24 protein-coding genes and 1 riboswitch are annotated in these 24,407 nt (G+C 62.1%); of the genes, 21 read left to right on the top strand and 3 right to left on the bottom strand.

The window, feature by feature from the left end:
- The coding region (locus N2315_04345; protein ID MCX7828423.1) for a chorismate mutase at positions 1-366 on the bottom strand (366 nt) is incomplete at its 3' end.
- A 297-nt stretch (positions 367-663) separates the two neighbouring features.
- Here N2315_04345 and N2315_04340 point away from each other — a divergent pair.
- From N2315_04340 to N2315_04250, 19 genes are all read left to right on the top strand, one after another.
- Entirely contained in the window at positions 664-1,149 is a 486-nt protein-coding gene (locus N2315_04340) for a ferritin (protein MCX7828422.1), read from the top strand.
- Between the two features lie 101 nt (positions 1,150-1,250).
- Positions 1,251-1,781 (top strand): flavin reductase family protein, encoded by a 531-nt coding sequence (locus N2315_04335; GenBank protein MCX7828421.1) that lies wholly within the window; start codon positions 1,251-1,253, stop codon positions 1,779-1,781.
- Entirely contained in the window at positions 1,778-2,527 is a 750-nt protein-coding gene (locus N2315_04330) for a TIGR02757 family protein (GenBank protein MCX7828420.1), read from the top strand. The genes N2315_04335 and N2315_04330 overlap by 4 nt, the downstream gene beginning before the upstream one ends.
- A gap of 102 nt (positions 2,528-2,629) precedes the next feature.
- A complete protein-coding gene (locus N2315_04325) occupies positions 2,630-3,274 on the top strand; it encodes a hypothetical protein (GenBank protein ID MCX7828419.1) in 645 nt (214 codons plus the stop codon).
- Positions 3,275-3,330: 56 nt separating this feature from the next.
- Positions 3,331-4,098 carry an EAL domain-containing protein gene (locus N2315_04320; GenBank protein MCX7828418.1) on the top strand — a complete coding sequence of 256 codons (768 nt, stop codon included), beginning with the start codon at positions 3,331-3,333 and terminating at the stop codon, positions 4,096-4,098.
- Positions 4,099-4,157: 59 nt separating this feature from the next.
- Positions 4,158-6,293 carry a polyphosphate kinase 1 gene (ppk1, locus tag N2315_04315; GenBank protein ID MCX7828417.1) on the top strand — a complete coding sequence of 712 codons (2,136 nt, stop codon included), beginning with the start codon at positions 4,158-4,160 and terminating at the stop codon, positions 6,291-6,293.
- Between the two features lie 39 nt (positions 6,294-6,332).
- Complete coding sequence (locus N2315_04310; GenBank protein MCX7828416.1) at positions 6,333-7,259, top strand: CHAD domain-containing protein; 927 nt, start codon at positions 6,333-6,335, stop codon at positions 7,257-7,259.
- Positions 7,256-7,831 carry an HD domain-containing protein gene (locus N2315_04305; GenBank protein ID MCX7828415.1) on the top strand — a complete coding sequence of 192 codons (576 nt, stop codon included), beginning with the start codon at positions 7,256-7,258 and terminating at the stop codon, positions 7,829-7,831. The genes N2315_04310 and N2315_04305 overlap by 4 nt, the downstream gene beginning before the upstream one ends.
- Entirely contained in the window at positions 7,831-9,357 is a 1,527-nt protein-coding gene (locus N2315_04300; GenBank protein ID MCX7828414.1) for a Ppx/GppA family phosphatase, read from the top strand. Before N2315_04305 ends, N2315_04300 begins: the two co-directional genes overlap by 1 nt.
- Positions 9,358-9,426: 69 nt before the next feature.
- On the top strand, positions 9,427-10,332 hold the full coding sequence (locus N2315_04295; GenBank protein MCX7828413.1) for a chemotaxis protein: 906 nt from the start codon (positions 9,427-9,429) through the stop codon (positions 10,330-10,332).
- Between the two features lie 4 nt (positions 10,333-10,336).
- Positions 10,337-11,002, top strand: coding sequence for a hypothetical protein (locus tag N2315_04290; GenBank protein MCX7828412.1), 666 nt, complete (start codon positions 10,337-10,339; stop codon positions 11,000-11,002).
- Positions 11,003-11,063: 61 nt separating this feature from the next.
- The gene (locus N2315_04285) at positions 11,064-11,516 is read left to right on the top strand and encodes a cytidine/deoxycytidylate deaminase family protein (GenBank protein MCX7828411.1); all 453 of its coding nucleotides are present in this window, start codon (positions 11,064-11,066) and stop codon (positions 11,514-11,516) included.
- Positions 11,517-11,578: 62 nt separating this feature from the next.
- Positions 11,579-12,136, top strand: a complete 558-nt coding sequence (locus tag N2315_04280) for an HDIG domain-containing protein (GenBank protein MCX7828410.1) — start codon at positions 11,579-11,581, stop codon at positions 12,134-12,136.
- Complete coding sequence (locus N2315_04275; GenBank protein MCX7828409.1) at positions 12,133-12,777, top strand: response regulator transcription factor; 645 nt, start codon at positions 12,133-12,135, stop codon at positions 12,775-12,777. The genes N2315_04280 and N2315_04275 overlap by 4 nt, the downstream gene beginning before the upstream one ends.
- A complete protein-coding gene (locus N2315_04270; GenBank protein MCX7828408.1) occupies positions 12,777-14,144 on the top strand; it encodes a sensor histidine kinase in 1,368 nt (455 codons plus the stop codon). The genes N2315_04275 and N2315_04270 overlap by 1 nt, the downstream gene beginning before the upstream one ends.
- 67 nt (positions 14,145-14,211) lie before the next feature.
- Positions 14,212-15,813: an MBL fold metallo-hydrolase gene (locus N2315_04265; GenBank protein ID MCX7828407.1), complete on the top strand. Its 1,602-nt coding sequence runs from the start codon at positions 14,212-14,214 to the stop codon at positions 15,811-15,813.
- Between the two features lie 66 nt (positions 15,814-15,879).
- Positions 15,880-17,349 carry a hypothetical protein gene (locus N2315_04260; GenBank protein MCX7828406.1) on the top strand — a complete coding sequence of 490 codons (1,470 nt, stop codon included), beginning with the start codon at positions 15,880-15,882 and terminating at the stop codon, positions 17,347-17,349.
- 18 nt (positions 17,350-17,367) lie between these two features.
- Complete coding sequence (tyrS, locus tag N2315_04255) at positions 17,368-18,657, top strand: tyrosine--tRNA ligase (GenBank protein MCX7828405.1); 1,290 nt, start codon at positions 17,368-17,370, stop codon at positions 18,655-18,657.
- Positions 18,658-18,660: 3 nt separating this feature from the next.
- Positions 18,661-19,536: a lysophospholipid acyltransferase family protein gene (locus N2315_04250; GenBank protein ID MCX7828404.1), complete on the top strand. Its 876-nt coding sequence runs from the start codon at positions 18,661-18,663 to the stop codon at positions 19,534-19,536.
- Here N2315_04250 and N2315_04245 read toward each other — a convergent pair.
- Positions 19,533-19,721 carry a 2-hydroxymuconate tautomerase family protein gene (locus N2315_04245; GenBank protein ID MCX7828403.1) on the bottom strand — a complete coding sequence of 63 codons (189 nt, stop codon included), beginning with the start codon at positions 19,719-19,721 and terminating at the stop codon, positions 19,533-19,535. The two genes, N2315_04250 and N2315_04245, sit on opposite strands and share 4 nt — an antisense overlap.
- Before the next feature lie 63 nt (positions 19,722-19,784).
- On the opposite strand from N2315_04245, the gene N2315_04240 reads away from it, so the two are divergent.
- Positions 19,785-20,546: a prepilin peptidase gene (locus N2315_04240; protein ID MCX7828402.1), complete on the top strand. Its 762-nt coding sequence runs from the start codon at positions 19,785-19,787 to the stop codon at positions 20,544-20,546.
- A gap of 4 nt (positions 20,547-20,550) precedes the next feature.
- Here N2315_04240 and ptsP read toward each other — a convergent pair whose 3' ends face one another.
- Positions 20,551-22,302 (bottom strand): phosphoenolpyruvate--protein phosphotransferase, encoded by a 1,752-nt coding sequence (gene ptsP, locus N2315_04235; GenBank protein ID MCX7828401.1) that lies wholly within the window; start codon positions 22,300-22,302, stop codon positions 20,551-20,553.
- Positions 22,303-22,668: 366 nt separating this feature from the next.
- A riboswitch (cobalamin riboswitch) is annotated at positions 22,669-22,843 on the top strand.
- 130 nt (positions 22,844-22,973) lie between these two features.
- On the opposite strand from ptsP, the gene N2315_04230 reads away from it, so the two are divergent.
- Positions 22,974-24,335 (top strand): ethanolamine ammonia-lyase subunit EutB, encoded by a 1,362-nt coding sequence (locus N2315_04230; GenBank protein ID MCX7828400.1) that lies wholly within the window; start codon positions 22,974-22,976, stop codon positions 24,333-24,335.
- The last annotated feature ends 72 nt before the right edge of the window (positions 24,336-24,407 follow it).

Genomic DNA, 24,407 nt, shown 5'->3' with positions numbered 1-24,407 from the left:
AGATGTGTATAAGAGACAGCTTGTAAACAGCATCTCCGCCGATGCGCCGAAGACCCTGGCCGCCACCTCGTGGGAGTGGGACCACTTAGGACCCATCACCGCCACCCGAAAGGGCCCCTGCACGGCCCTGCAGGCCCCCATTATCTCCCCCATCACCGCCCGGATCAGGGACTCCCCAAGGTGCGGGTTCGCCTCCGCAAGCCTCTTTACCAGCGCCTCTTCCCTCCGGGGGTCGTAGACCCCAAGCCCCCCCTTGGCGGCCCCTATCTCCCTTGCCACCTCAAGGCGCCTTAAGATCAGCTCCATCAGCTCCTGGTCTATCCGGTCTATGTCATCCCGCAGTGCCCGTATCCTCTCCAGATCCATCCCTCATCCCCCTGACGCTGTCTTGAATCAAGCCCTCTATGGCCTTCCCCCGTGGCTCCTGCGGCTCAAGCCGCCGCTAAGCTTAGGGCGTGGCGATCCCGTTTGGGGGCCATTATCCATAAGTGGCCGGGTTTTGGAAAGCCCCTTTAGGACGGGCGCATCTGGCCCCAAGGGGCTGCCCGTTGAACACTTGAAAAAGCCTTTGGGGTGGTGGAGAATCAAAAAGGTCCCTTGACTTATCCCCAAAGGGGGAGTAAAAAGGACCTAAACTAAAATCTTTTCAAGGAGGGACGTTCGATGATATCCGACAAGATGAAGGATGCCATAAACTCCCAGATTCAGGCGGAGCTTTACTCCTCGTACCTGTACCTTTCCATGGCGGCCCACTTCGAGGGGGAGAACCTGAAGGGCTTTGCCCACTGGATGCACAAGCAGGCGGAGGAGGAGCGGGGCCACGCCATGAAGTTCTTCCACTACCTGGTTGAGCGGGGCGGCAAGGTGGAGCTCAAGGCCATAGAGGCCCCCAAGACCGCCTGGGCTTCCCCGGAGGAGGTGTTTGAGGAGGTTCTGTCCCACGAGCGCAAGGTGACCTCCCTCATCAACGGCCTCTACGAGCTGGCGTTGCAGGAGAAGGACTACCCGTCCCAGATAATGCTCCAGTGGTTCATAAACGAGCAGGTGGAGGAGGAGGCCTCGGCGGAGGAGGTGCTGGCCCGCATAAGGATGCTCAAGGGAAGCGTCCATGGGATCCTCTTGCTGGACCGGGAGCTTGCCCAGCGGTAAGTTTCCTTCGCAATAGCTAGCGGCTTCGGACCGCCGGTGGTTTCTTAATACGGCCGGGGCCTTTTAAGGGGCCCCGGGTTTTGCGCGGGGGGTGTATTGCTTTGGAGAAGAACATAGACCCTAAGGCCCTTTTCAGCTTCAGCTACGGCATGTACATAGTCTCCTCCCTGAACTCCGAGGGGCGTTACAACGGCCAGGTGGCCAACGCGGCGATGCAGGTAACCGGAGACCCCTGTGGGGTGGCGGTGTGCCTTCACAAGTCCAACCTCACCACCGAGTACATAGGGGAGTCGGGGCTTTTCTCCATATCGGTGCTGTCCTCCGAGGCCCCCATGACATTCATAGGCCAGTTCGGCTTCAAGTGCGGCCGAGACATAGACAAGTTCTGCAACGTCAAGTACGAGCTGGGCTCCACCGGGGTGCCCATGGTGCTTGACTACGCCCTGTCGGTGCTGGAGGCCAGGGTGGTGGGGGCCTTCGACATCTTCACCCACCGCATGTTCTTCGGGGAGGTCATATCCTCCCGGGTGGTGTCCCCCGGGGAGCCCCTGACCTACTCGGACTACCACCTCATAAAGAAGGGCAAGTCCCCCAAGAACGCCCCCACCTTCGTCTTCAACCAGCTGAAGTGAAGCAGGAGCTGGCCTCCTTCCTGGAGGAGACGTATCGTCTATATCATCGGCCGGAGCTCATAAGCCCGGACCCACTGGAGGTGGTCCGATCTTACGGGGACCCAAGGGACGCGGAGGTGGCGGCTCTTATATGCTCCGCCTACGCCTACGGCCGGGTGGCCCAGATACTCAAGGCCCTAGGGTCCATAATGTCCCCCCTGGGGCCTTCCCCCTACGAGCACCTCACGGCCGGGAGGGTGGCGCCTCAGGTGTGCCACCGGTTCACAAGTCCCGAAGACACCTGTCGGTTCCTTAACGGCGTAGGGGAGCTCTTAAGGCGCTACGGCTCCATAAAGGGGGCTTTCATGGGTGAGAGGCCGCCTTCCAACCGGGAGGAGCTCATAGGGGCCCTGGAGGGCTTCTCCAGGCTCTTGGGAGACCTCACGGGCCTTGGAAACCGGTTCCTCCTGCCCCTTCCCTCCGGCGGCGGGGCCTGCAAGAGGTGGTTCCTGATGCTCCGGTGGCTCGTGCGACGGGATTCGGTGGACTTGGGGCTTTGGAGCGAGATACCCGCCTCGGCGCTGCTGGTCCCCATGGACGCCCACATGTTCCGTTTCGCCAGGTCCTTCGGGCTGGTGAGCCGCTCCTCCCCGGACCTCAAGGCCGCCAAGGAGCTCACCGACCGCCTCATGGAGGCGGACCCCCTGGACCCGGTGCGGTTCGACTTCTCCATAACAAGAAGGGGCATACTAGGCCCCCTGGACTGATGAAGCCCCGGCCCTAGGGCCGGGGCTTCACAAAATCCCAAAAGGTGTTCATAATCTGGACCAATTATCCTCCCCCCGGGGTGAAGAAAGGATGTGGTCCCGTTGAGCTATGGGATGATAAAGGTGTCGCTGCTTAGAAACCACAGCGACAGCTCCAACCCTTACGTGAGGGCCCTGGTGCGGTTTGCCCAGAGGCACTTTGGGGATCTGCTTTTGTTGGACGAGATGGACGAGACCATGGGGCCCTTCGTGATCGACGCCCCCGCCGCCCTCATCCGCCCCTTTAACGCCCACGTGTGCTTCACCGATCCGGTGTTCGACCTGGAGGGCTACAGCACCTATTTCTCGGAACACCGGTTCCACGTGCCGCCGGTGGTGCGGGCCATGGTAAGGCACCTGTCCGACGGCGGTCTGCTCCGGCAAAGCCACGCCGTGGCGGGAAGCGGCATAGGGATGTTCCTGGCCAAGAGGCTCAAGGAGATGGGCGTGAGGGTGACCCTCTTAAGCCACAGGGATCTTGTCCGAATGAGCCGGGACGAGATAGAGGCGCTGAGTGTCATAAACTGCACCAGCGGGTCCTTTGAGGGGTGCCTGCTGAACCTAAGCGACAACCCGAGGGAGGTGAGCTCCCTCACGGTGCGGTACCTCTACAGGAACCTGTTCGACGCACTGAACGAGCTCAAGCGCCGGGGAGTGTTAACGGAATGGGAAGAGCCCGTTAACCAGACGGTGGCGGAGCTTACGTAACATGTGCCATGGGTGATGCGACTTTGGACGTTCGCTATAGCGCGTCCCGGAGCTCGGTGGGTTCGGTTAAGGATCTCATAAGGTCCGGCGGCGTCCGGAGCGTCTTCCAGCCCATAGTGAGCCTTGTGGACGGGACGGTTTACGGCTATGAGGTGCTCTCCAGGGGGATTCCCCCCTTTGAGAGCCCCTTGGCCATGTTCTCCGCCGCGGAGAGCGAGGGCGCCACATGGGACCTTGAGCGGGCCTGCAGGCTTTCCGCCATGTGGGCGGTGTCCCAGCTTCCCCGTCCCTTGAGGGAGAGGGCCTTCTTCATCAACGTGAGCCCCAAGGTCCTCAAGGACCCCCGGTTTCAGCGGGGGTTTACCCTTTCCCAGCTCAAGGCCTACGGTCTTAACCAGGAGAACTTCGTCCTTGAGATAACCGAGCACAGCTCCGACGGGGACAGGGACAGGCTTGCCATGATGACGGAGCACTACGCCTCCCAGGGGTTTAGGATAGCCCTGGACGACTTCGGCTCCGGGGACTCGGGCCTTGTGACGCTGGTCCGGTGCACCCCCCATTTCATAAAGCTCGACATGGAGATAGTCCGGGGCATAGGCGCCTCCGGTTACAGGCGGAGGCTTGTAAAGGCCCTGGTCTACTTCGCCATGGGGGTGGATGCTAGGATAATAGCCGAAGGGGTGGAGGACGTGGAAGACCTTAAGGCCCTGATGGAGCTCAACGTGCCCATGGCCCAGGGGTTTTTATTCGGCAGGCCCTCCCCCGATGCGCCGCTGCGGGAGGACGAGATCGCCGCCCGTCTTGCGGGCCTGATCGGTACCTGACGGATCTCCCGTGGTATCATGTTTAATTAGATAAATGATTTAAAGGGGGCGGTGTCCGCTTGAGGAAGCCCAAAGGAGGGAAGGGCAGCGCCCCGGCGCAGACGGAGGAGCCTTCGTCCGGCCCGGGGTGCTTCATAAACCGGGAGCTCAGTTGGGTGGACTTCAACGAGCGCGTGCTAATGCAGGCCATGGACCCATCGTGGCCCCTTCTCGAGAGGGCCAAGTTCCTGTCCATCTTCTACAACAACCTGGACGAGTTCTTCATGATCCGGGTCTCCGGGCTGGTGAGGCAGCTTAACGAGGGGTTCCTGGAACTGCCCCCGGACCGGATGACCCCTTCCCAACAGCTGGGGGCCCTGCGGGAGAGGGTTACAGCCCTTCTGGACCGGGCGGACCGGTGCTTCCGGAACCACCTTTTGCCGGAGCTGGAGAAGGCTGGAATATCCTTCGTCCAGCCTGAGTCGGTCAAGGATAAGCAGAGGGGATACATGAAGCGCTTCTTCGACCGGGAGATATTCCCCATACTGACCCCTCTGGCCTTCGACGCGGGGCATCCTTTCCCCCACATATCAAACCTGAGCCTCAACCTGGCGGTGATCCTCAAGGACCAGAAGCGGGGGGAGCGCTTCGCCAGGCTCAAGGTGCCCGACACGTTCCCAAGGCTCATGCCCATCCCCCTCGATGAGGACAAGCCCCTTAAGCGAATGGGGCTCTTTGACGGGGGCAAGCGCTTCATGTGGTTCGAGGAGCTCATAAGGATGAACCTGGACAGCCTCTTCCCGGGCTACCGGGTGGAGGACTCGTACCTCTTCAGGGTCACCAGGGACGCGGACATAGAGATAGAGGAGGACGAGGCGGACGACCTTCTGGAGTCCATCCAGGAGGGGGTGGACCGGCGGGAGTTCGGCTCGGTGGTGAGGCTTGAGATAGAGGAGCGGGCCCCCAAGAGGATAAGGAACATGCTGGCGGAGAACCTCAACATCCTGCCCCACCAGGTCTACCCCTTAACGCCGCCACTTGGCCTTTCGTGCCTCATGGAGCTGTGGCGGCTTAAGCGGCAGGACCTGAAGGACCGCCCCTTCCAGCCCTTCATCCCCAAGGACATGTCCCCCGGCAGGGATCTGTTCCGTACCGTGCGCTCCAGGGACGTGATGCTGTTCCATCCCTACGATTCCTTTTCCCCCCTGGTGGACTTCATCCGCCAGTCCGCCAACGACCCGTCGGTGCTGGCCATAAAGCAGACCCTCTACCGGGTGGGGGCGAACTCCCCGGTGGTGGAGGCCCTCCTGGAGGCAAGGCAGCAGGACAAGCAGGTGTCGGTGCTGGTGGAGCTCAAGGCCCGGTTCGACGAGGAGAACAACATCGGCTGGGCAAAGCGCCTTGAGGCGGAGGGGGTGCACGTGGTCTATGGGGTGCCGGGGCTTAAGACCCACGCCAAGATATGCCTGGTGGTCCGCCGGGAGAAGGGCGGCATAGTGCGCTACGTGCACCTGGGCACGGGCAACTACAACGCCGCCACCGCGTCGGTGTACAGCGACCTCGGGCTTTTGACCTGCGATCCGGACATAGGCGCCGACGCCTCGGAGTTCTTCAACGCCTTGACGGGCTACTCCAAACAGGACTCCTACCGGAAGATAATAACCGCCCCCTCCGCCATGAGGAGGAAGCTGCTGGAGCTCATAGACCGGGAGGTTCGCAACCACCTTGCGGGGCTGGGGGGGGCCATAATAATGAAGATGAACGCCCTGGTGGACCGGCGGTGCATAGAGGCCCTGTACCGGGCGAGCCGCAGCGGCGTGCCGGTGTTCCTCATCGTGCGGGGCATGTGCTGCCTTAAGCCCAAGGTTAAGGACCTGAGCGACCGCATAGAGGTGGTGTCCATAGTGGGGCGTTTCCTGGAGCACGCCCGGGTCTTCGCGTTCTACAACGGCGGGGATCCCAGGGTTTACCTTGGAAGCGCGGACCTGATGCCCCGGAACCTGGACCGTCGGGTGGAACTGTTGTTCCCCCTGGAGGATCGGCGGCTTAAGGACGCGGTGATGCGCTTCGTTCTGATCCCCCAGATGCTGGACCGCCGGAGGGCCTTTTACCTCAACCCCGACGGCACCTATTCCCCCCCCTCCGCCGAGGGGTTCGACAGCCAAGGGTGGTTGATAGAGAACCGGGGGCTTTGGCACCCGAAGGAGTTCCGGTGATCCGAAGTTCTTGCTGGGAGGGGGTGCCATGTGGGCGGCATGAGGCTTGGAGCTAAGTTCTGCGCCGGGGTCCTGCGGGAGAGGCTCAAGGCGGTGAGGGCGGAGGTGCCCGGCGTCCGGGAGAACCGCGACGTGGAGGCCCTGCACAGGATGCGGGTGGCTTCCCGCCGGGCCCGGGTGGCCCTTTGGCTTTTCGGGCCCCTTCTGGGGCTTCCGGACGAGAAGGCCTCGGGGCTCAAGGCCCTTACGGGAGAGCTCGGAAGGGCCAGGGATCTGGACGTGCAGGGGGAGTGGCTTAGGGGTTTCGCCAAGAGGGTCGGGGAGCCCTACTCTGCGGGGGTGAAGAGGTTTCTCCTGAGGATAACCCAAAGGCGCCTTAAGGAGCAGCGGCGGGTTGAGCAGGTGATGGACTGGCTCGAGGGGTCTTCCGGGTTGTGCGTGCTGGAGGACCCGCTGGAGGAGGTGCTGTTGTCCCAAGACATTGACTGCGGGGCCCCCGCCAGGCTGGCCTTCGGCATAAGCGTCATGTCAAGGAGGGTTTTGGAGCTCGGGGCGTACCTTCCGGGGGACTCGCCGGAGATGCACCACCGGATGAGGATAAAGGTTAAGATCCTGCGCTACGGGCTTGAGATATGCTCCGTCTTGGGCGATGAGGCGGTATCCCCCTTTCTGGAGCCCCTCAAGGCCCTTCAGCGGGAGCTTGGGCGGGAGCACGACGGGCTTGTGTGGGTTAGTCTCGCGGAGCGGTATCTTGAGAAGGAGAGGGAGCTCACGGTGAAGTACTTTGGACACCCAAGGCCCATGGGAAGGCTTGCCAAGGGTTTTCTTAAGGTGAGGGAGGATCGGTTGGAGGACTCCATGCGGGGCCTTGAGGCCGCAAGGGCCCTTTACGGGGAGATGTTGGAGGGCCGTTTCTTCGACCGTTTGTCCACCCTTGCGGGTTCCATAGCGGAGGTGGGAGCGTGAAGGGGCGGGATTTGATCCTTGATTGGGCCATGGAGGCCCTTCCCGAGGGGGTGGAGAGGGAGCACCCGGCCTCGGTGAGGCGCCTGGCCCTTAAGATCTTCGACGACCTGTCGGATCTGCACGGCCTTGGAGCCAAGAGCAGGGCGGTGCTGGAGCTGGCGTCGCTGCTCCACGACGTGGGGCTTTCCCGGGGTGAGGCGGGGCACCACAAGAGCTCCTACGAGATGATAATGGCCATGGAGCTGCCCCTTACGGGGAAGGGGCCCTTGGTGGCCGCCGCCGCCAGGTATCACCGGAAGGCCTTGCCGTCCAAGGACCACCGGGCCTTTCGGAGGCTGTCCAAGAAGGACCGGCGCAGGCTCCTGTGGATAGCGGGCATATTGCGGCTGGCGGATGCCCTGGACGCGGACCGGAAGGGCTCGGACAGGAAGGTGCGGTGCTCCGCCATGAAGGACCGGGTGGTGATGACGTTGGGCAAGCCCGTGTCCCCCACGGTGATGATGGCCCTGGAGAGGAAGAAGGACCTTTTCGTTTTGGTCTCGGGCAGGAGCCTCATAGTGAGGTGGTTGTGATGGAACAGAAGCACGTGGGGTTCTTCGACATAGGCACCAACTCCGTGAGGCTCATGGTGGTCCGCTTCCAGGGCACGGAGTTCTCGGTGGTCAACCTTCAGCGGGAGATGATCCGCCTTGGGGAGGGGGAGTTCCCGGAGGGTCGCATAACCCACGAGGCCATGGACCGGTGCGTAACGGTGTGCGGACGGCTGGTGCGGCTTTTGGAGTCCTACGGGCCCAACGAGAAGGTGGCGGTGGCCACCTCCGCCACCAGGGACGCGGAGAACGCCGACGTGCTGCTGGAGCGCCTCAAGGAGGAGGCGGGGCTTGAGGTGAGCGTCATATCGGGGCTTGAGGAGGCCCGGCTCATATACCTTGGGGTGTCGAGGAACGTCCACATGGGGGAAGGGAACTACCTCTTCATGGACATAGGGGGAGGCAGCACCGAGCTGGTGGTGGGAGACCGGGAGGAGCATAAGTTCCTGGACAGCCTGAAGCTTGGGGCCATAAGGCTCACGGACCTCTTCGTGGAGTCCCCATCGGCCCCCATGGGGGAGGATGTGTACTCCAGGATAAAGAGCCACGTGCGGGACTCGTCGGTGAGGGCCCTTCAGAGGATAGGTGGTTTAGGCCCCCTTATGGGGGGGTACGGCAGCTCCGGCACGCTCCTCAACCTGGCGGACATGTGCGCCATAAGGCGGAAGGACGGATCCCGCCGCATAACGCTGGAGACGCTGAGGGAGATTCTTCGGGAGCTTAGGGCCATGGACGGGAGCTCCCGTCGTGGGTACCCGGGGATCCAGCCCGAGAGGGCGGACATAATAGTGGCCGGCGGTGCCATAGTGGAGACCATAATGGAGGACACCGGCGTGCCCTACCTGGAGGCCACCGACCGGGGGCTTCGGGACGGCCTTTTGCTGGACTACCTGGAGCGCACCATGGGAAGCGGTTCCTCGGTGCGGGAGATGAGCGTGCTCCGGCTTGGCCGGCTGTGCCATTTCGACGAGGAGCACGCCTTTAGGGTGCGGGACCTGGCCCTTGGGCTCTTCGACTCCGCCCGGGCGGAGGGGCTTCACGGCCTTGGCGAGCAGGACCGCCAGCTTTTGGGTTACGCCGCCATGCTCCACGACGTGGGGATGTTCATATCCTTTTCGAACCACCACCTCCACAGCCACTACATAATAAGCAACTCCGACATGCTGGGTTTCCAGCGGGAGGAGCTTAAGGTGATGGCGGCGGTGGCCATGTACCACCGGAAGAAGGCGCCCAGGAAGAAGCACCTCCAGTTTAAGGAGCTCTCCCCGGAGCAGCAGTGTCGGGTGAAGGTGCTGTCGTTGTTCCTTCGGCTGGCGGAGACATTGGACCGGAGCCACACCGGGTCCGTGAGGTCCGCCCGGTTCAAGGAACACCGCAAGGGGAAGGTGGAGATGGAGATATACTCCGGGGGGGAGTGCCAGTTCGAGGTGTGGGGGCTTTTGGCCCACCAGGAGTCCTTCCGGGACGTGTTCAAGAGACATCTCGCCTTCCGGGTGTACCCATGCTAAAAAACGCTTTCTTGAGGTTATAATGGGGGGCATAACAGATAGGTCATAACCGGAAGATGGGGTGATGGCATGCAGGACGAGAAGATCCTGACCGAAGTGGGCACCAACGAGTGGCAGGTGGTTGTTTTCATGCTGGGCAGCCAGCCCTTTGCCATCAACGTGGACAAGACCAGGGAGATCCTTCGGTGGACCGGCGTAAGGCCGGTGCCCAAGTCCCACCCGGCCATGAGGGGAATAACCACCATACGGGGGGAGGTCATCCCGCTGGTGGACCTTAGGATATACCTGAACATCGAGTCCCCCCTGCCGGACGAGCAGAGCAAGTTGATAGTGGCGGAGTTCAACCGGATGAAGCTGGGGTTTGTGGTGGACGCGGTGGACCGCATCTACCGCATAAGCGCCGATGAGCTCGACTCGTCGCTCACCGGGACTTTCCTTGGGGAGAACGCCCTGTACGTCATAAAGAGGGACGGCCGGAACATCCTGCTTTTGGACTACGAGCGGATAGTGCAGATAGTGAACCCCCAGATGGCGGAGTTCTTCAAGATGGACTCGGATCACGCCAAGAAGGTGAGTTCCATTGTGGGGGACCCCAACAGCTACAAGATACTGGTGGCCGAGGACTCCCCCCTCATAAGGCGCCTCATCCAGGACGCCCTGGCGGAGGGAGGCTTCCACAACGTGGAGCTGGTGGGCCACGGCAAGGCCGCCTGGGACAGGCTTAACGACGAGGACGACCACTTCGACCTGCTCATCACCGACATAGAGATGCCCAAGCTGGACGGACTTGCCCTAACCCGCCTTGTCAAGGAGTCTTCCAGGCTTAAGGATATGCCGGTTATAGTGTTCTCGTCCATAGTGGCGGAGGACATCAAGCGGAAGGCCCAGAGCGTTGGGGCCGACGCCCAGATATCCAAGCCTGAGATACCGTTGATGGTGGAGACGGTGGCGAGGCTTCTAAAGGAGAGGGAGTAGCCCTTTGGCGGCCCTCCCCTACTGGGACCGGAACTTGGATCTTGACATAGCGTCCTGGATACCCTACTCGGTGGACTACTCCCCCCTCATGGGGAACCGGCTCTACAGCGACCGGCTCTTCCGGGTGGGCGCCATGGCGCTTCAGATGGACAGCGAGCTTCTGTTCATAAGGAGCTTCCGGGGGGGCAGCGGAGGCGCCCTCTTCAGGGACCACCTGTGCGATCCCGGCAGGGGGGCTTTGGGGCTTGGGTTTACCATGCTCTTCTCTTACTCCGATGATATGGCCCTGTTCCTGGAGGACCTCCAGGAGAATCTCCCGGAGGTCCGGGTGGGCATAACGTTCTGTTGGGTTTTCGACGGCAGGGTGCCCCTTGACCAGTGCAAGGCCTTGGCCCTCATAAGCGGGGATCCCTTCTTCGACGACGAGGGGTTCTTGGTTGCCCTTGAGGAGGCCATGTTGGAGAGGACCGGCGGGGTTGCCAACTGCGCCTATTTCGCGGAGCGCTTCGGTTACAGGCGGTTCTCCATCCCCTATGAGACCGATGATCTCACGGAGCTCGCCATAACCCAGGCGCTGTTCGACATAACCATGGAGGAGACCCGCCGCATAGTGGGCCCTCCGCCGGAGATACCGGTCCCCCGGATACTGGACGTTCCCCTGGGGGGGTAGCGGGCGTAGAGTACCGCGGGTTTGGTGAAAGTTTCCTTAAGGAAAGGCGGATGTGCGGCTTTTGGATACAAGACCCAGTTGGGACGAGTACTTCATGAGCATAGCGGAGCAGGTGGCCACCAGGAGCACCTGCCTTAGGCGGTCGGTGGGGGCGGTGCTGGTTAGGGACCAGTACATAGTGAGCACCGGTTACAACGGCGCCCCTCGGGGGACCTCCCACTGCCTGGAGGTGGGGTGTCTAAGGGAGGCCCTTGGGATCCCCTCTGGGCAGCGGCACGAGATATGTCGAGGGTCCCACGGGGAGATAAACGCCATATGCCAGGCCGCCGCCATGGGGGTTCCCACCAAGGGAGCCACCCTTTACTGCACCCACGAGCCCTGCGCCTTCTGCACCAAGGCGCTTATAGGCGCCGGCGTGAGGGAGGTGGTGTTCCTGCATCCCTACCCCGATGAGCTGGCCCGCTCCCTTAGGGCGGAGGCGGGGATACTGGTGAGGGTCATGGCTCGGTCCTGACCCTCGTTTTTAATTTCTAGGCCCCCTGCCGGTGGCTAGAGGTGATTAGGATGGTGATTTTATTGACCAGGGAAGAGGCTTTGGCGCTTTTAAGGTCCCACAACAGAGATGAGTCCCACATAAGGCATGCCTTGGCGGTGGAGGCCGCCATGCGGCACATGGCCCGTTCCATGGGGGAGGATCAGGACCTGTGGGGGTTGGCGGGGCTTCTCCACGACCTGGACTGGGAGGAGTGCCCGGACCGCCACGGCGAGGCCTGCGTGGAGTGGCTTGAGGTGGCGGGGGTTGACAGGAGGATAATAAGGGCCGTTCAGGCCCACGCCTTCGAGCTCACCGGGGTTGAGCCCGTGACTTACATGGAGAGGGCCCTGTACGGGGTGGATGAGCTAACCGGCTTTATCATCGCCGTGGCCCTGGTGCGGCCCTCCAGATCCCTCGTGGGCCTGGAGGTCAAGTCCCTCAAGAAGAAGTGGAAAGACAAGGCCTTTGCCCGGGGGGTTGACCGGTCGGTGATAGAAAGAGGGGCCCAGATGCTTGGCATGCCCCTGGAGCGCCTGATGGAGGAGGTGCTGGAGGCCTTGCGGCCGGTGGAGGCCCAGCTGGGGCTTGGGGGAGAATGATAAGGGTAATAGTGGCGGACGACCATCCCCTTACCATGGAGGGGCTTAAGGCCCTGCTGGCGAGGGAGGCGGACATATCCATCCTGGGTGAGTACTCCGATGGGGAGTCCGCCTTGAGGGGCATAGAGGAGCACAAGCCCCAGGTGGCCCTTTTGGACATAAGGATGCCGGGGCTTGACGGGGTGGAGGTGGCCAAGCGGGTGACCCAGATGAGGCTCAAGACCGCTTGTCTTATGCTCACATCTTACGACGCCAAGCCCTACGTGGCGGCGTCCCTCAAGGCTGGGGCCAAGGGGTACGTGCTCAAGAGCTCCCCGCCGGAGGTGATATGCGAGGCGATCCGGACGGTGGCCGGCGGCCGGCTGTTCCTGGATCTGGAGGCGTCGGACCTGGTGGCCTCGGGCCCAGTGGAGGACCTGTCCCAGCGGGAGAGGGAGGTTTTGCTTCTGGCCTCCAAGGGGCTGTCCAGCAAGGAGATAGCCTCCAAGCTCATAATAAGCGACCGAACCGTTCAGGCCCACCTGGCGTCGGTGTACCAGAAGCTCGGGGCCCGGAACAAGACCGAGGCCCTGCTCCTGGGGCTTAAGCATGGGTTCATGACGTTGGACCAGCTGCTTTCCTCCGGCGAGGGGGAGGATTGATGGGGGCGTCCTTCCGGAGGTACCTGCTGCCGGGGCTTTTCGGGCTCATGTCCTTGATGTCCGTGGCGGTGGTGGGGGCCGCCTTTGTGGGGTTCCTGAAGGCCCGGGACGCCCTGGAGTCGGTGTCCCGCTCGTACGTTATGAGCCTCTCTTCGGGGGTGGCAGAGAGGGCCCGTTTTGCGCTGGCGGATCCGTTCATGGGGCACATGGGCCCCATGGGGTTCATGAGGATGAGGCGTCTTATAGGGGACCTCACGGTGCCGGGCATGATGGCGGTGGTGGACTATCAGGGGCAGCTGTTGGCGGGTTCGCCGGGATCCCAGGGTCTGGTGGGGCTTTGGACCTTGGGTTTGCCGGGGGGGCAGGCGCTGGAGGCCAAGGACAGGTCCGGGGAGAGGTACACCGTGGCGGTGACCCCGGTGAACCAGGAGGTATTCGTGATAGCCGCGGTTCCCTGGGGACAGTTGATGGGCCCCATGGTGAGGTTCTCCCAGCTTTGGCCGGTGCTCATGGTTTTCCTTGGGCTCCTTGGCCTTGGGGGAATGTTCCTCCTGGGCCGCTGGGTGGTGGTGCCGTTGCGGCGCCTTAGCCAGGAGGTGTCGTGCCTGAAGCTGGGGGAGGAGGTCCCATCCGGCGAGTCCTCCGGCGGGGTGGTGGAGATAGAGGAGCTCAAGGAGGCCATACGGGGCCTGGCGGAGGAGGCGGTGAGGGCCTCCGCCCTGGACAAGAGCTACGTAAAGGACCTCATACGGGTGCAGGAGGAGGAGAAGGAGCGGGTCTCGAGGGAGATCCACGACGGGCCCCTGCAGGCGGTGACGGCCCTCATGCAGCGCATAAGGCTGGCCATGCGGATCATCGAAGACCCGGCGAAGGCCGGTGAGGAGCTAAGTATGGCGGAGGAGGCGGCCCGGGAGTGCGTGAGGGAGCTTAGGGGGCTTTGCGACCACCTGGCGCCTCCTTGGGTGGAGCTGGGGATCGAGCAGGCGCTGCAGGAGCTGGCGTTGAGGCTTAAGGCCCAATGGGGGGTTGACATCCAGGTGGACGTCCCAGGCCTTGAGGAGAGGATCGGCGACGACAAGGCCCTTCCTCTCATGAGGATCTTCCAGGAGGCGGTGAACAACGGCTGCCGCCACGGCGGCGCCAGAAGTTTCAAGATTGGTACGTTTGAGGAAAATGGGATTTTCTGCTTTTATATAAGGGACGACGGTAGTGGTTTTGTTCCGCCTAAGGAATTTAAGTCCCTTAGGGTTTCAGGCCACAGGGGGCTTGCGAACATGAGCGAGAGGGCCGCCCTCATGGGGGCGGAGCTGCAGGTGATATCGTCCCCCGGCGGAGGCTGCGAGGTTCGCTGCCTGTTCTATCTTTAGGCGCTGGAATCGGCTTCATCGGTTGTCGCCGTAGGACGAAGTTGAAACCTTGGGAGGAGGTCTTGGGGTGAACCTAAAATTTCTTGGGGCCGCCGGTGAGGTCACCGGGTCCTGTTACCTTCTTGAGACCGACAATTATCGGGTGCTGGTGGACTGTGGGGTCCACCAGGGGAAGGACGAGGAGGACCTGTCCAAGTCGTCCAAGGGGGGATACTTCCCCTTCAACCCCGCCAACATAGACGCGGTGCTTCTGACCCATGCCCACATGGACCACAGCGGGCTGATACCCCTGTTGTGCAAACAGGGGTTCAAGGGGCCGGTGTTCGCCACCTCCGCCACGGTGGAGTTCTGCGACGTCCTATGGCGGGACTCGGCGCACCTCATGCGGGAGGAGGCGGAGTGGCGCACGAGGAAGAACGTAAGGAAGGGGCTGCCCCCGGTGGAACCCCTTTACGACGTAGACGACGTTGATAGGGCCGTAAGGCTGTTGCGGCCCGTTTCCTACGATGAGGTTATGCACCTCAACTCGGGGTTCCAGGTGCGGTTCCGGGACGCGGGGCACATACTGGGAAGCGCCATGATAGAGGTGTGGCTTGGGCCTTCCAGGGACGTGAAGCTGGTCTTCTCCGGGGACTTGGGGCCCATGAAGACGGTCATGGAGAAGAGCCCCTCCATCATAGAGGACGCGGACTTCGTGATAATAGAGTCCACCTACGGCGACCGTCTTCACAAGGACAACGAGAGCACCCGGGAGGAGTTCCGGTCCATAATATCCGAGGCCCTAAACGCCAGGGGCAAGGTGCTGATCCCCACCTTCGTGGTGGACCGGGCCCAGCGGGTGCTTTACGAGCTGAACCTCTTCCAGAGGGCTTTCCCCCAGGCCAACTCGGTTCCCATATTCTTCGATTCCCCCATGGGGATGAGGGCCACGGACATATACAGGGCCCACCCGGAGATGCTGTCCCAGGAGCTGCAGACCCTGATAAGGGCCGGGGAGGACCCGTTCTCCCCCAGGAACTTAAGACACGTGGCGTCGGTGGACGACAGCCGGTCCATAAACCAGATGTCCCACGCGGTGGTCATGGCGGGAAGCGGCATGTGCACCGGGGGCCGCATAGTCCACCACCTTAAGAACAACCTCTGGCAGCCCTCGTGCCACGTGGTGATAGTTGGATACCAGGCCAGGGGAACCCTGGGGAGGCGTCTTGTGGAGGGGGAGAAGCTGCTCAAGATAGCGGGGGAGGAGATCAACGTTCAGGCCAAGATCCACACGGTGAACGGTTTCTCCGCCCACGGGGACAAGCGGGACCTTCTTACCTGGGCCGGGCACTTTGAGTCCGGGCCTCTGTTCATAGTAACCCACGGGGAGCCCAAGTCATCGGAGGCCTTGGCCAGGTCCCTGGGGGAGATGGGTTACCGGGCCATAGTCCCCCGCCGCGGCGAGGAGATAAACCTTCGGAAGGCGGGGGATGAGGCCCTGGCGGAGGTGATGCCGCCGGTGCCGTTCCAGAGGAGCCGAAGGGACGAGGTCTTGGAGGCCTTGGCGGAGATAGCCTCCCTTTCGGTGGGCTTGAGGGACAAGCTGTCCGACGGGGAGGTGCCCAGGGAGGTAATACCCCTCATAGAGTCCTCCAGGACGCTTCTTAAGACCGCCGAGAGGATGCGCTAGTCTGCCCTGCCCTTGGGGCTTTCACGGTTGATTTTTTTGGATTGACATCAATGGAGGTATGAGGCCTTGGAGTTTAAGGCGATAAAAGGGGCGCTGAGATCCCGGTTGTCCGTGGGTCTTCACGTTTTGGCCGGGTTGGCCATGGTGGCGCTGTTGGGGGCTGTGGCCTACTGGATAGTGTTCGGAGCGGTGGGCAGGACCCAGCTGGTTCGTTTCATGCCCGATGTTCAGGGGGTGCCTTGGGTCTGCCTTGAGGGGAGGAAGGGGGACCTGGGGGTGGTGGGGTCCTTCCTGACGGTCCTGTCGCCCCTTGGGGCTTCGGAATTGCCCTTTTCGGCGGACTTGATAGACCGCTTCGCCTTGCTGCAGAGGATTGAACCCCAGGGGGACGTGCACTTCGCCGCCCATCTTACCGGGGGGGATGGGGCCCTCAAGGATGGCAGGCTTCCGGCGGGGCTGCTGGCGAATGGATACGGTGCGGCCTCTTCGGGGGACGGCGTCTTCGCCGTGTCGTCCCCTTCTGGGGACGGGGTGGGTTTCATGGCATATCGGGAGGGTACGCTGCTCTTCTGCTCAAGCCGGGAGGGGCTTGAGCATATGATGGGGCTGTCCTCCGGCGAGGGGGAGCCCCTCTTAAGGGGATGGGATGTAGAGTCATCCTGGGAGGGACACCTGGCCTTCGGCGACGGGGGTCGTCTTGGGCAGAAGGACGGCTCCGAAGGCGGCGAGGTTGAGCTGGAGGCGGCGTTCCGCCGGCTTGAGGGGGGTAAGGAGGGGGGCTTCGTCCCCGCAGGCGAGGCTCGGTGGCGGCTTAAGGGGTCTAAGATAGCCCTGTTGGACTCCCTTGACCGGGCGGACTGGTCGGCCCTCAACTTCCGGGTGGCCTCTCCGGTGGCCTTGGCCATGGGGTTCAAGGTGGGGGAGGGCAAGTCCCAGCGGGTCCCCTTCATGGACGCCATAGGCCGCTGGCTTGATACCCTTGGTTTGACCCCCGAGGGCAAGGGGGCCATATTGTCCAGCCCGGTGGTGTTGAGCCTAGGAGGCAGGACCGAGGTGCTTTGGCTTGAGATGCCAGGCGCGCTCTTAAGCTTCCCATCCTCCGGGAAGGCGGGGGAGGAGCTGGCCAAGGGGGTGTGGGATAAGCTTCTCCTTGGAGCCCCCGCCCAGCCCATGAGCGGGTACCAGAGCGGGGGCTACACGAAACTGCCCTTCTCCATGGTCGCCGCCTCCAACGGGGAGGAGGCGGAGCTTGGGCTCATATCCCCCAACACCATAAGGGAGTCCCGGGGGGCCCTGCCGGAGGCTGTCATGGGGTCGAACCTGGGGTGGATATACGCCAACCTGCCGGAGCTGGGGCAGGCGGTGGAGGACGCCATGGGGATAATGGGGGTGCTGGGGCTGGATGACGACAACCCCTTCTCCGAGAAGGCAAAGGGGGACGTGCGGGACATCCTGTCGTCCATGAGCCCGGTGCTTTTGGTTTTTCAGGATGCGGAATCTGGGAGGATGGAGTGGTACAATCCCCCAAAGCGATAGACGGGGAGGTAGTTGGAGATGAGCGACACGGTGAGGGCGAATCCCCTGGACGTTCTGAGCCGCAGGGGGCTCGTGGAGTGGTGCAGCGCCCCCGAGGGGCTTAAGGGGCTGTTTGAGTCCGAGATGGTGACGGGCTACGTGGGGTTTGACCCTTCGGCGGACAGCCTTCACGTGGGGAACATGGTGCCCATAATGGGGCTTGCGTGGCTGCAGCGGCTGGGCCACCGGCCATTGGCCATAGTGGGGGGCGGGACTGGGCTCATAGGGGATCCATCTGGGAAGACCAAGGAGCGGCCCCTGCTCACCCAGGACCAGGTGGTTCACAACATGGAGTGCATCCGGGAGCAGCTCTCCCTGTTCCTGGACTTCGACAGGTCCCCCAACGGGGCGGTGATAGTGAACAACTACGACTGGCTCAAGGAACAGTCCCTAATAGGCTTTTTGAGGGACACGGGGAAGTTCTTCACCGTGAACTACATGATAAGCCGGGAGTACATAAGAAGCCGCCTGGAGGACCCGGACAAGTCCATAACCTACACGGAGATGTCCTACATGCTGCTTCAGGCCTTCGACTTCTGGCACCTGTACAGGACCTACGGCTGCAAGCTCCAGATGGGAGGCAACGACCAGCAGGGCAACATCCTGGCGGGTGTGGACCTGATCCGCAAGAAGGAGGGGGGCCAGGCCTACGGTTTCACCTTCCCGCTTCTTCTTACCTCCACGGGGCAGAAGTTCGGCAAGTCCGAGGAGGGGGCGGTGTACCTGTCCCCCAAGAGGACCTCCCCTTACAAGTTCTACCAGTTCTGGATGAACGTGGAGGACGACGCCCTGCCCAGGCTCTTCCGGATGTACACCTTCCTCCCCGAGGAGGAGATAGACCACGTCCTGGCGGAGCACCTGAGGTCCCCGGAGAAGCGTGGGGCCCAGCGGATGCTTGCCATGGACATAACCTCCAGGGTTCACGGTTCCGCGGTGGCGGAGCGGGTGGCTCGAACCAGCGAGATCCTCTTCGGGGACTGCGACTTCAGCTCCGCGGACCTGGAGACCGTCAAGGTGCTGGAGGGCGAGATCCCCGCGTCCTTGGCGGACATGTCCGTGGGGGACTCCATGGTGGACCTCATGGCCCTCTCGGGGGTTACCGCCTCCAAGGGGGAGGCCCGGCGGCTGCTTAAGGGCGGCGGGGTCTACGTGAACGGCAGGAGGATAGACGAGGATCACCGGCTTGAGGAGAGGGATGTGCTCTTCGGCAGGTACGTGATCTTCCGGCTGGGCAAGAAGAAGTACCACCTGGTGATCCGGAGGGGCTAGGGAGTGTCCCTTCAGGATAAGGCCTTAAGGGCCCTCGGCAAGGGGGCCCTCTCGTACCCGGTTGCCCTTGTGATGCAGAGGGTTGTGCGGGGGCTCCTCGTGGCCATGGATCCCAGGGGCAAGGTGGCCAGGTACAACATGGCCCTGGCCCTTGAGGGCCTTTCGGACCAGGAGCTGAAGGCCCTGTACCGCCGGGCGGTGGACCACCTGGCGTGGATGTTGGTGGAGTGCCTTGCCCTTAACGTGCGCCCCGAGCTGGCCCTGGATTGGGTCAAGTCCGCCGAAGGGCTTGAGGAGCTGGACCGGCCCCTGGGGGAGGGGCGAGGCGTCATATTGGTGACTGCCCATCTTGGGAACTGGGAGCTGGCGGCGTTCTGGATGGCCCAGTCGGGCTATCCGCTCATGCCCATAGTGCGTCCCCCGGAGAACGGCGGCCAGGCGGACCTTTTGGATGCCTTCCGCCGCAAGGGCGGGGTTAGGCCCATCTCCAAGGGGGAGCACATGTCCCGGGCTCTGAAGGCCCTTAAAGGGGGGGCGGTGCTGGGGGTCCTGGCGGACCAGCACGGGGGTGGAGAGGGCATGCCGGCGGAGTTCTTCGGGCACAGGACCTCCACCGTGAAGGGGCCTTCGGTCTTTCGGTACCTCACGGGGATGCCGGTGGTGCTCCTTGAGGCCTGGCGGGAGGGGCCCTTTCGGCATCGGCTTAGGTTCAGCCCCGTGCGGTGGGACGAGGGCGGGGACCGGGAGTCCCGCATAGCCCTTGGGGTGGAGGCGGTTAACCGGGCCCTTGAGGGGGCCATAAGGCGGCACCCGGAGCAGTGGTTTTGGCAGCACCGCCGGTTCAGGGAGGCCATGGAGGTCCTTCCTTCCCAGGGTTAGGTCCTTTGGGACCAGAGGGTGCCGCCCACGGCGTAATCCTCCTTCCGCATCTCCCTTATGATTATGCGCACCTGTTCCCTTTGGACTCCCAAGGAGGCGCACACCGCGTCGGTCACCCTCTTCACCAGCTCCTCCTTGGCCGTTGCGTCCCGGCCTTCCAGCATGTGGATCTCAACTATGGGCAAGCAGTTCACCATCCCTTCGCGAGGTGGTTTTGAGTGTATTTAGATGATACATTGAAATGGCTTATGACGGTGATGTCGGTTCTACTTGGGGCTTGCGTGGCGTCGTTCATAGAGACCGCCGCCCACCGGTTTGTGACGGGGCGTCCCTTTTGGGGGCGGGAGAGGTCCTGTTGCGAGTCCTGCGGCAGGCAGCTCAGCACCGGGGACCTGATCCCCGTGCTGTCGTTCCTTTGGTTCCGGGGTCGGTGCAGGACCTGCGGATCCTACATACCCAAGGAGTACCTCTTCTACGAGGCCTTCACCGCCCTTGCCTTTGGGGCGGCGGTTTACGTATTCGGCCCCGGGTTGAAGGCGGCGTCCTGCATGGCCATGTTCGCCTTCGGCCTCTTCCACGCCGTGACCGACCGGGAGAGCGGTTACGTTTACGACGCGGTGTCCGCGGCGTCCTTCCTCGTCGGGGTGGGGTTGGGGTTCCTGAACGGTGGGATAGTAGGGATTAAGTGGGCCCTTTTGGGCGGCCTTGGGGGTTTCCTTCCCCTTGCGGTGATCGTGGTGGTCTCCTTTGGCCGCATGGGGATAGGGGACGCCATTCTAATGGGCGGCCTTGGCACCTTCTTAGGCCCCATCGGCGCCCTTCTTGGGGTATACTTCGCCGTTATAATAGGCGGCCTTTGGGCCATCGTAATGGTCCTCAAGGGGCGCCTAAACAGGAAGGACCCGGTGCCCTTCGGTCCTTTCCTCTGGGTCGGGTCCTTCCTGGCCTTCATGTTGAAGGGGTGGATAATTCGATCTCTTAGCGACTGGTTCGCAGCCCTTTGGTTTTAGCGGCTCACGCCTGGTGTTCCTCCATGAAGCGGGTGAGCTCCTCCCGTATGGACGAGCCGGAGTCCATGGTCCGAACCTTTTGTAAGAGGTCCACGCATCGGTCCTTGGTGAGCCTCATGAGGTAGTCCTGTATCCAGGGGATCCGTGGGGCGGACATGGATAGCTCGTGGAAGCCCAAAGCCACCAGTAGCGGCAGCGCCAGCGGGTCTCCCGCCATCTCGCCGCACATGCCGAGCTCTATGTTCGATTCGTGGGCCGCCCTTGCGGTGTTCTCCAGCAGTGCGATTATCGACGGGTGGAATGGTTCGTACCACTGCAGGAGCCTTGGGTTCTGCCGGTCCACCGCCAGGGTGTACTGCACCAGGTCGTTGGTCCCCACGGAGAAGAAGTCCACCTCCTTGGCCAGCGCGTGGGCCGACGCGGCGGCGGCGGGGACCTCTATCATTATGCCTAGGTCTATGTGGTCCGCCACCTGGTGTCCTGAGTCCTTGACGCTGAGCATGGCCTCCGCCAGCATGGCCCTGGCGGTCCGCACCTCCCAGAGGCTTGTGACCATGGGCAGCATTATCTTGAGGTTCCCGAAGGCGGAAGCCCGGGCCAGGGCCCTGAGTTGGGTCATGAAGAGCTCCCGGTACTCCATGCAGACCCTTATGGCCCTGAGCCCCAGGAAGGGGTTGGCCTCCTCGCCCACCAGTCCCTTGATGTAGGGCACCTCCTTGTCGCCTCCGGCGTCGAGGGTGCGGATTATGACCGGGTGCGGCGCCATGGATTTGATAGCTTCGCTGTAGGCCTCAAACTGCTCGTCCTCTGAGGGTGCGTCCGAGCGGCCCATGAAGAGGAACTCGGTGCGGAAGAGCCCCACCCCGGTGCCGCCGAAGTTGAGCACCTTTTGGGTGTCCTTGGGGGATGCGATGTTGCCGAAGAGGAGGACCGAAACCCCGTCCCTGGTGACGCTGGGCTTCCCCTTGAGGTCCTTGAGCCTAAGCCGGGTCTCCTCCTGGGCCTTTATGCGACGGTCGAAGGCCTCTTCGAACTGTTCGGAGGGGAAGAGCACCACCTCGCCGCCCACGCCGTCCACCAGGATGACCTGTCCCTTTTTGAAGCTGTCGTCGATGGGTATGCCGGACACTGCGGGGATCTCCAGGGCCTTGAGGAGTATGGCCGAGTGGCTGGTGGGGCCTCCCTGGGCGGTGACCACCGCCTTGACGTTCCGCTTTATGCCCAGCACCGCCGCGTCGGAGGGGGCTATCTCGTCGGTGACTATGACGTAGTCCTGCCGGTCGTCGATCTGGCTTATGTCCTCCCCGCCGGTGACGATGCGGAAGAGCCTCTGCCCTATGTCCAGGATGTCCGCCGCCCGCTCCTTGAAGTACGGGTCCTCCAGGGCGTCGAACTGGGCCTTTATTGAGAGGGTGGCGTCCACTATGGCGTCCTCCAGGCACTGGCCCTGCATGATGGCGGCCAGTATGGCCTCCACCAGCATGGGGTCCTGGATCATGAGCTGGTGGGCCTCGAAGATGGCGGCCTTCTCGGGCCCCAGGGTGGCCTTAGTGGAGTCCGCCAGGGCCTTCAGCTGCTCTATGGCCCTTTCCTGGGCATCCCGGAAGCGCTGCTTGTCGTACTCGGAGTTGACCTGGGGTGAGCCGGAGTGCTGGAAGGGCCTTTGGTGGATCCGGAGTATCACCCCTTTGGCAAGGCCTGGGGATATGGGCAGTCCTTTGACGGTTACCTGTTCGCTGGAAGCTAGAGAATTCAAGTTACTTCCCCCCTAGTATGGCATGGGATAAGTTTAGCTTTTATGGGGGATTTAAGCAAAGGGTATGTATGAAGCCCCCGCGGGCTGGGTGGGTCTAACTTAGGGTATTGGGGGATCCATTTTTTCATCTTTGGCGTTCTGGCCTTCCTCTTTAGCCCCCTTTGGTTTTTCCCGTGGGGCTCGATGGTCTTTAGGGTTCAGGTACTTCGAATGGTTCGGCGGGTTCATGTCTTTATTGCACCCCGGTGAAATTTGTGCTTGCTTTATAAAAATACAACATTGGACTATGGGTTGACTATTTTAGATTGCGTGGATAATCTTGATACGGCAGTGGTGTTGTTCTTGTTGAACGGTGCATCTGTTTATCGCTTGCGTAGTGTTTAAGAGATCCTTCCACGATCCAGGGAAGCCGATGGGAGTTCGGCGCGGGGCCGCCACTGTGATCCTGACGATGCCGCGTGATGCCACTGGGGTATGCCCGGGAAGGTGCGGCAAAGGATGAAGGTAAGCCAGGAGACCTTTCGTGGAGGAGGACTTGAGGTTCCGCGTGACCCCGGGGCCCCATGCGTTGCTGGGCTTGCATGCCTATGGGCGCGTGGGGGCCGGGGTTTTTGGTTTATGGGGGTTTTGCGTTTCGGTTTAGACCTTGAGCGGTTGGAGGTGATGGAGAGGTGAAGCTTAAGACCAAGCTTTTTGGTCGGGTGTACCAGTTCGGGAGCGTTAAGGAGGTACTTGCCAAGGCGAACGAGGAGAAGTCCGGGGACCGCCTGGCGGGTATAATCGCCGAGTCGATGGAGGAGCGGGTGGCGGCGAAGCACGTTTTGGCGAACCTGACGGTGGGGGACTTGCGGAACAACCCGGTGGTGCCCTACGAGGAGGACGAGGTAACCAGGATAATCCAGGACGACGTGAACGAGAGGGTCTACGCGGAGATACGCAACTGGACCATAGGCGAGCTTCGGGAGTGGATACTGTCGGACCGCACCACCGGGGAAGACATAAGGCGCGTAAGCCGTGGGCTTACCAGCGAGGTCATAGCCGGAGTGGCGAAGCTCATGAGCAACATGGATCTCATATATGGGGCCAGCAAGATCCGGGTTCCAGCCCACTGCAACACCACCATAGGGTTGCCCGGGACCCTTGCGTCCCGGCTTCAGCCCAACCACCCCACCGATGACGTGGAAGGGATCAGGGCCTCCATATTCGAGGGTCTGTCCTACGGGGTAGGGGATGCGGTTATAGGCCTCAACCCGGTGGACGACACGGTGGAGAACGTGAAGAAGATACTTCACAGCTTCCAGGAGATAAAGGAGAGGTACCAGATACCCACCCAGATCTGCGTGCTCGCCCACGTAAGCACCCAGATGGAGGCGGTGCGCCAGGGGGCACCCACGGACCTATTCTTCCAGAGCATAGCGGGATCCCAGAAGGGCAACGAGGCCTTCGGCATAAGCGCCCAGATGCTGGCGGAGGCCATGGAGCTGGCGGCCTGTCAGGGCACGTCCGTGGGGCCTAATTTCATGTACTTTGAGACCGGCCAGGGGTCGGAGCTCTCTTCGGACGCCCACTTCGATTCGGACCAGGTCACCATGGAGGCCCGCTGTTACGGTTTCGCCAAGCGGTTCAAGCCCTTCCTGGTCAACACCGTGGTTGGGTTCATAGGTCCGGAGTACCTGTACGACAGCAAGCAGGTCATAAGGGCGGGCCTTGAGGACCATTTCATGGGCAAGCTCACTGGAATACCCATGGGATGCGACGCCTGCTACACCAACCATATGAAGGCGGACCAGAACGACGTGGAGAACCTGGCGGTGCTTTTGACCGCTGCGGGATGCAACTACTTCATGGGGATACCCCACGGGGACGACGTGATGCTCAACTACCAGTGCACCAGCTACCACGATACCCCCACTTTAAGGCAGCTGCTTAAGGTGCGCCCCATCCCTGAGTTCGAGCGTTGGCTTGAGAAATGGGGGATCATGGAGAACGGCGCCCTGACCGACCGGGCCGGGGATGCCTCCATCTTCTGCTGATGGGAGGGATGGTAGAGATGGTGACGGAGCTTGAGCTGAAGCAGCTGGTGAAGGAGATACTGATGGAGATGG

Source organism: Thermanaerothrix sp., assembly GCA_026417795.1.
In the GTDB taxonomy this organism is placed as follows: Bacteria; Synergistota; Synergistia; order Synergistales; family Synergistaceae; genus Thermanaerovibrio.
This window is presented reverse-complemented; position numbering and strand designations above follow the sequence as displayed.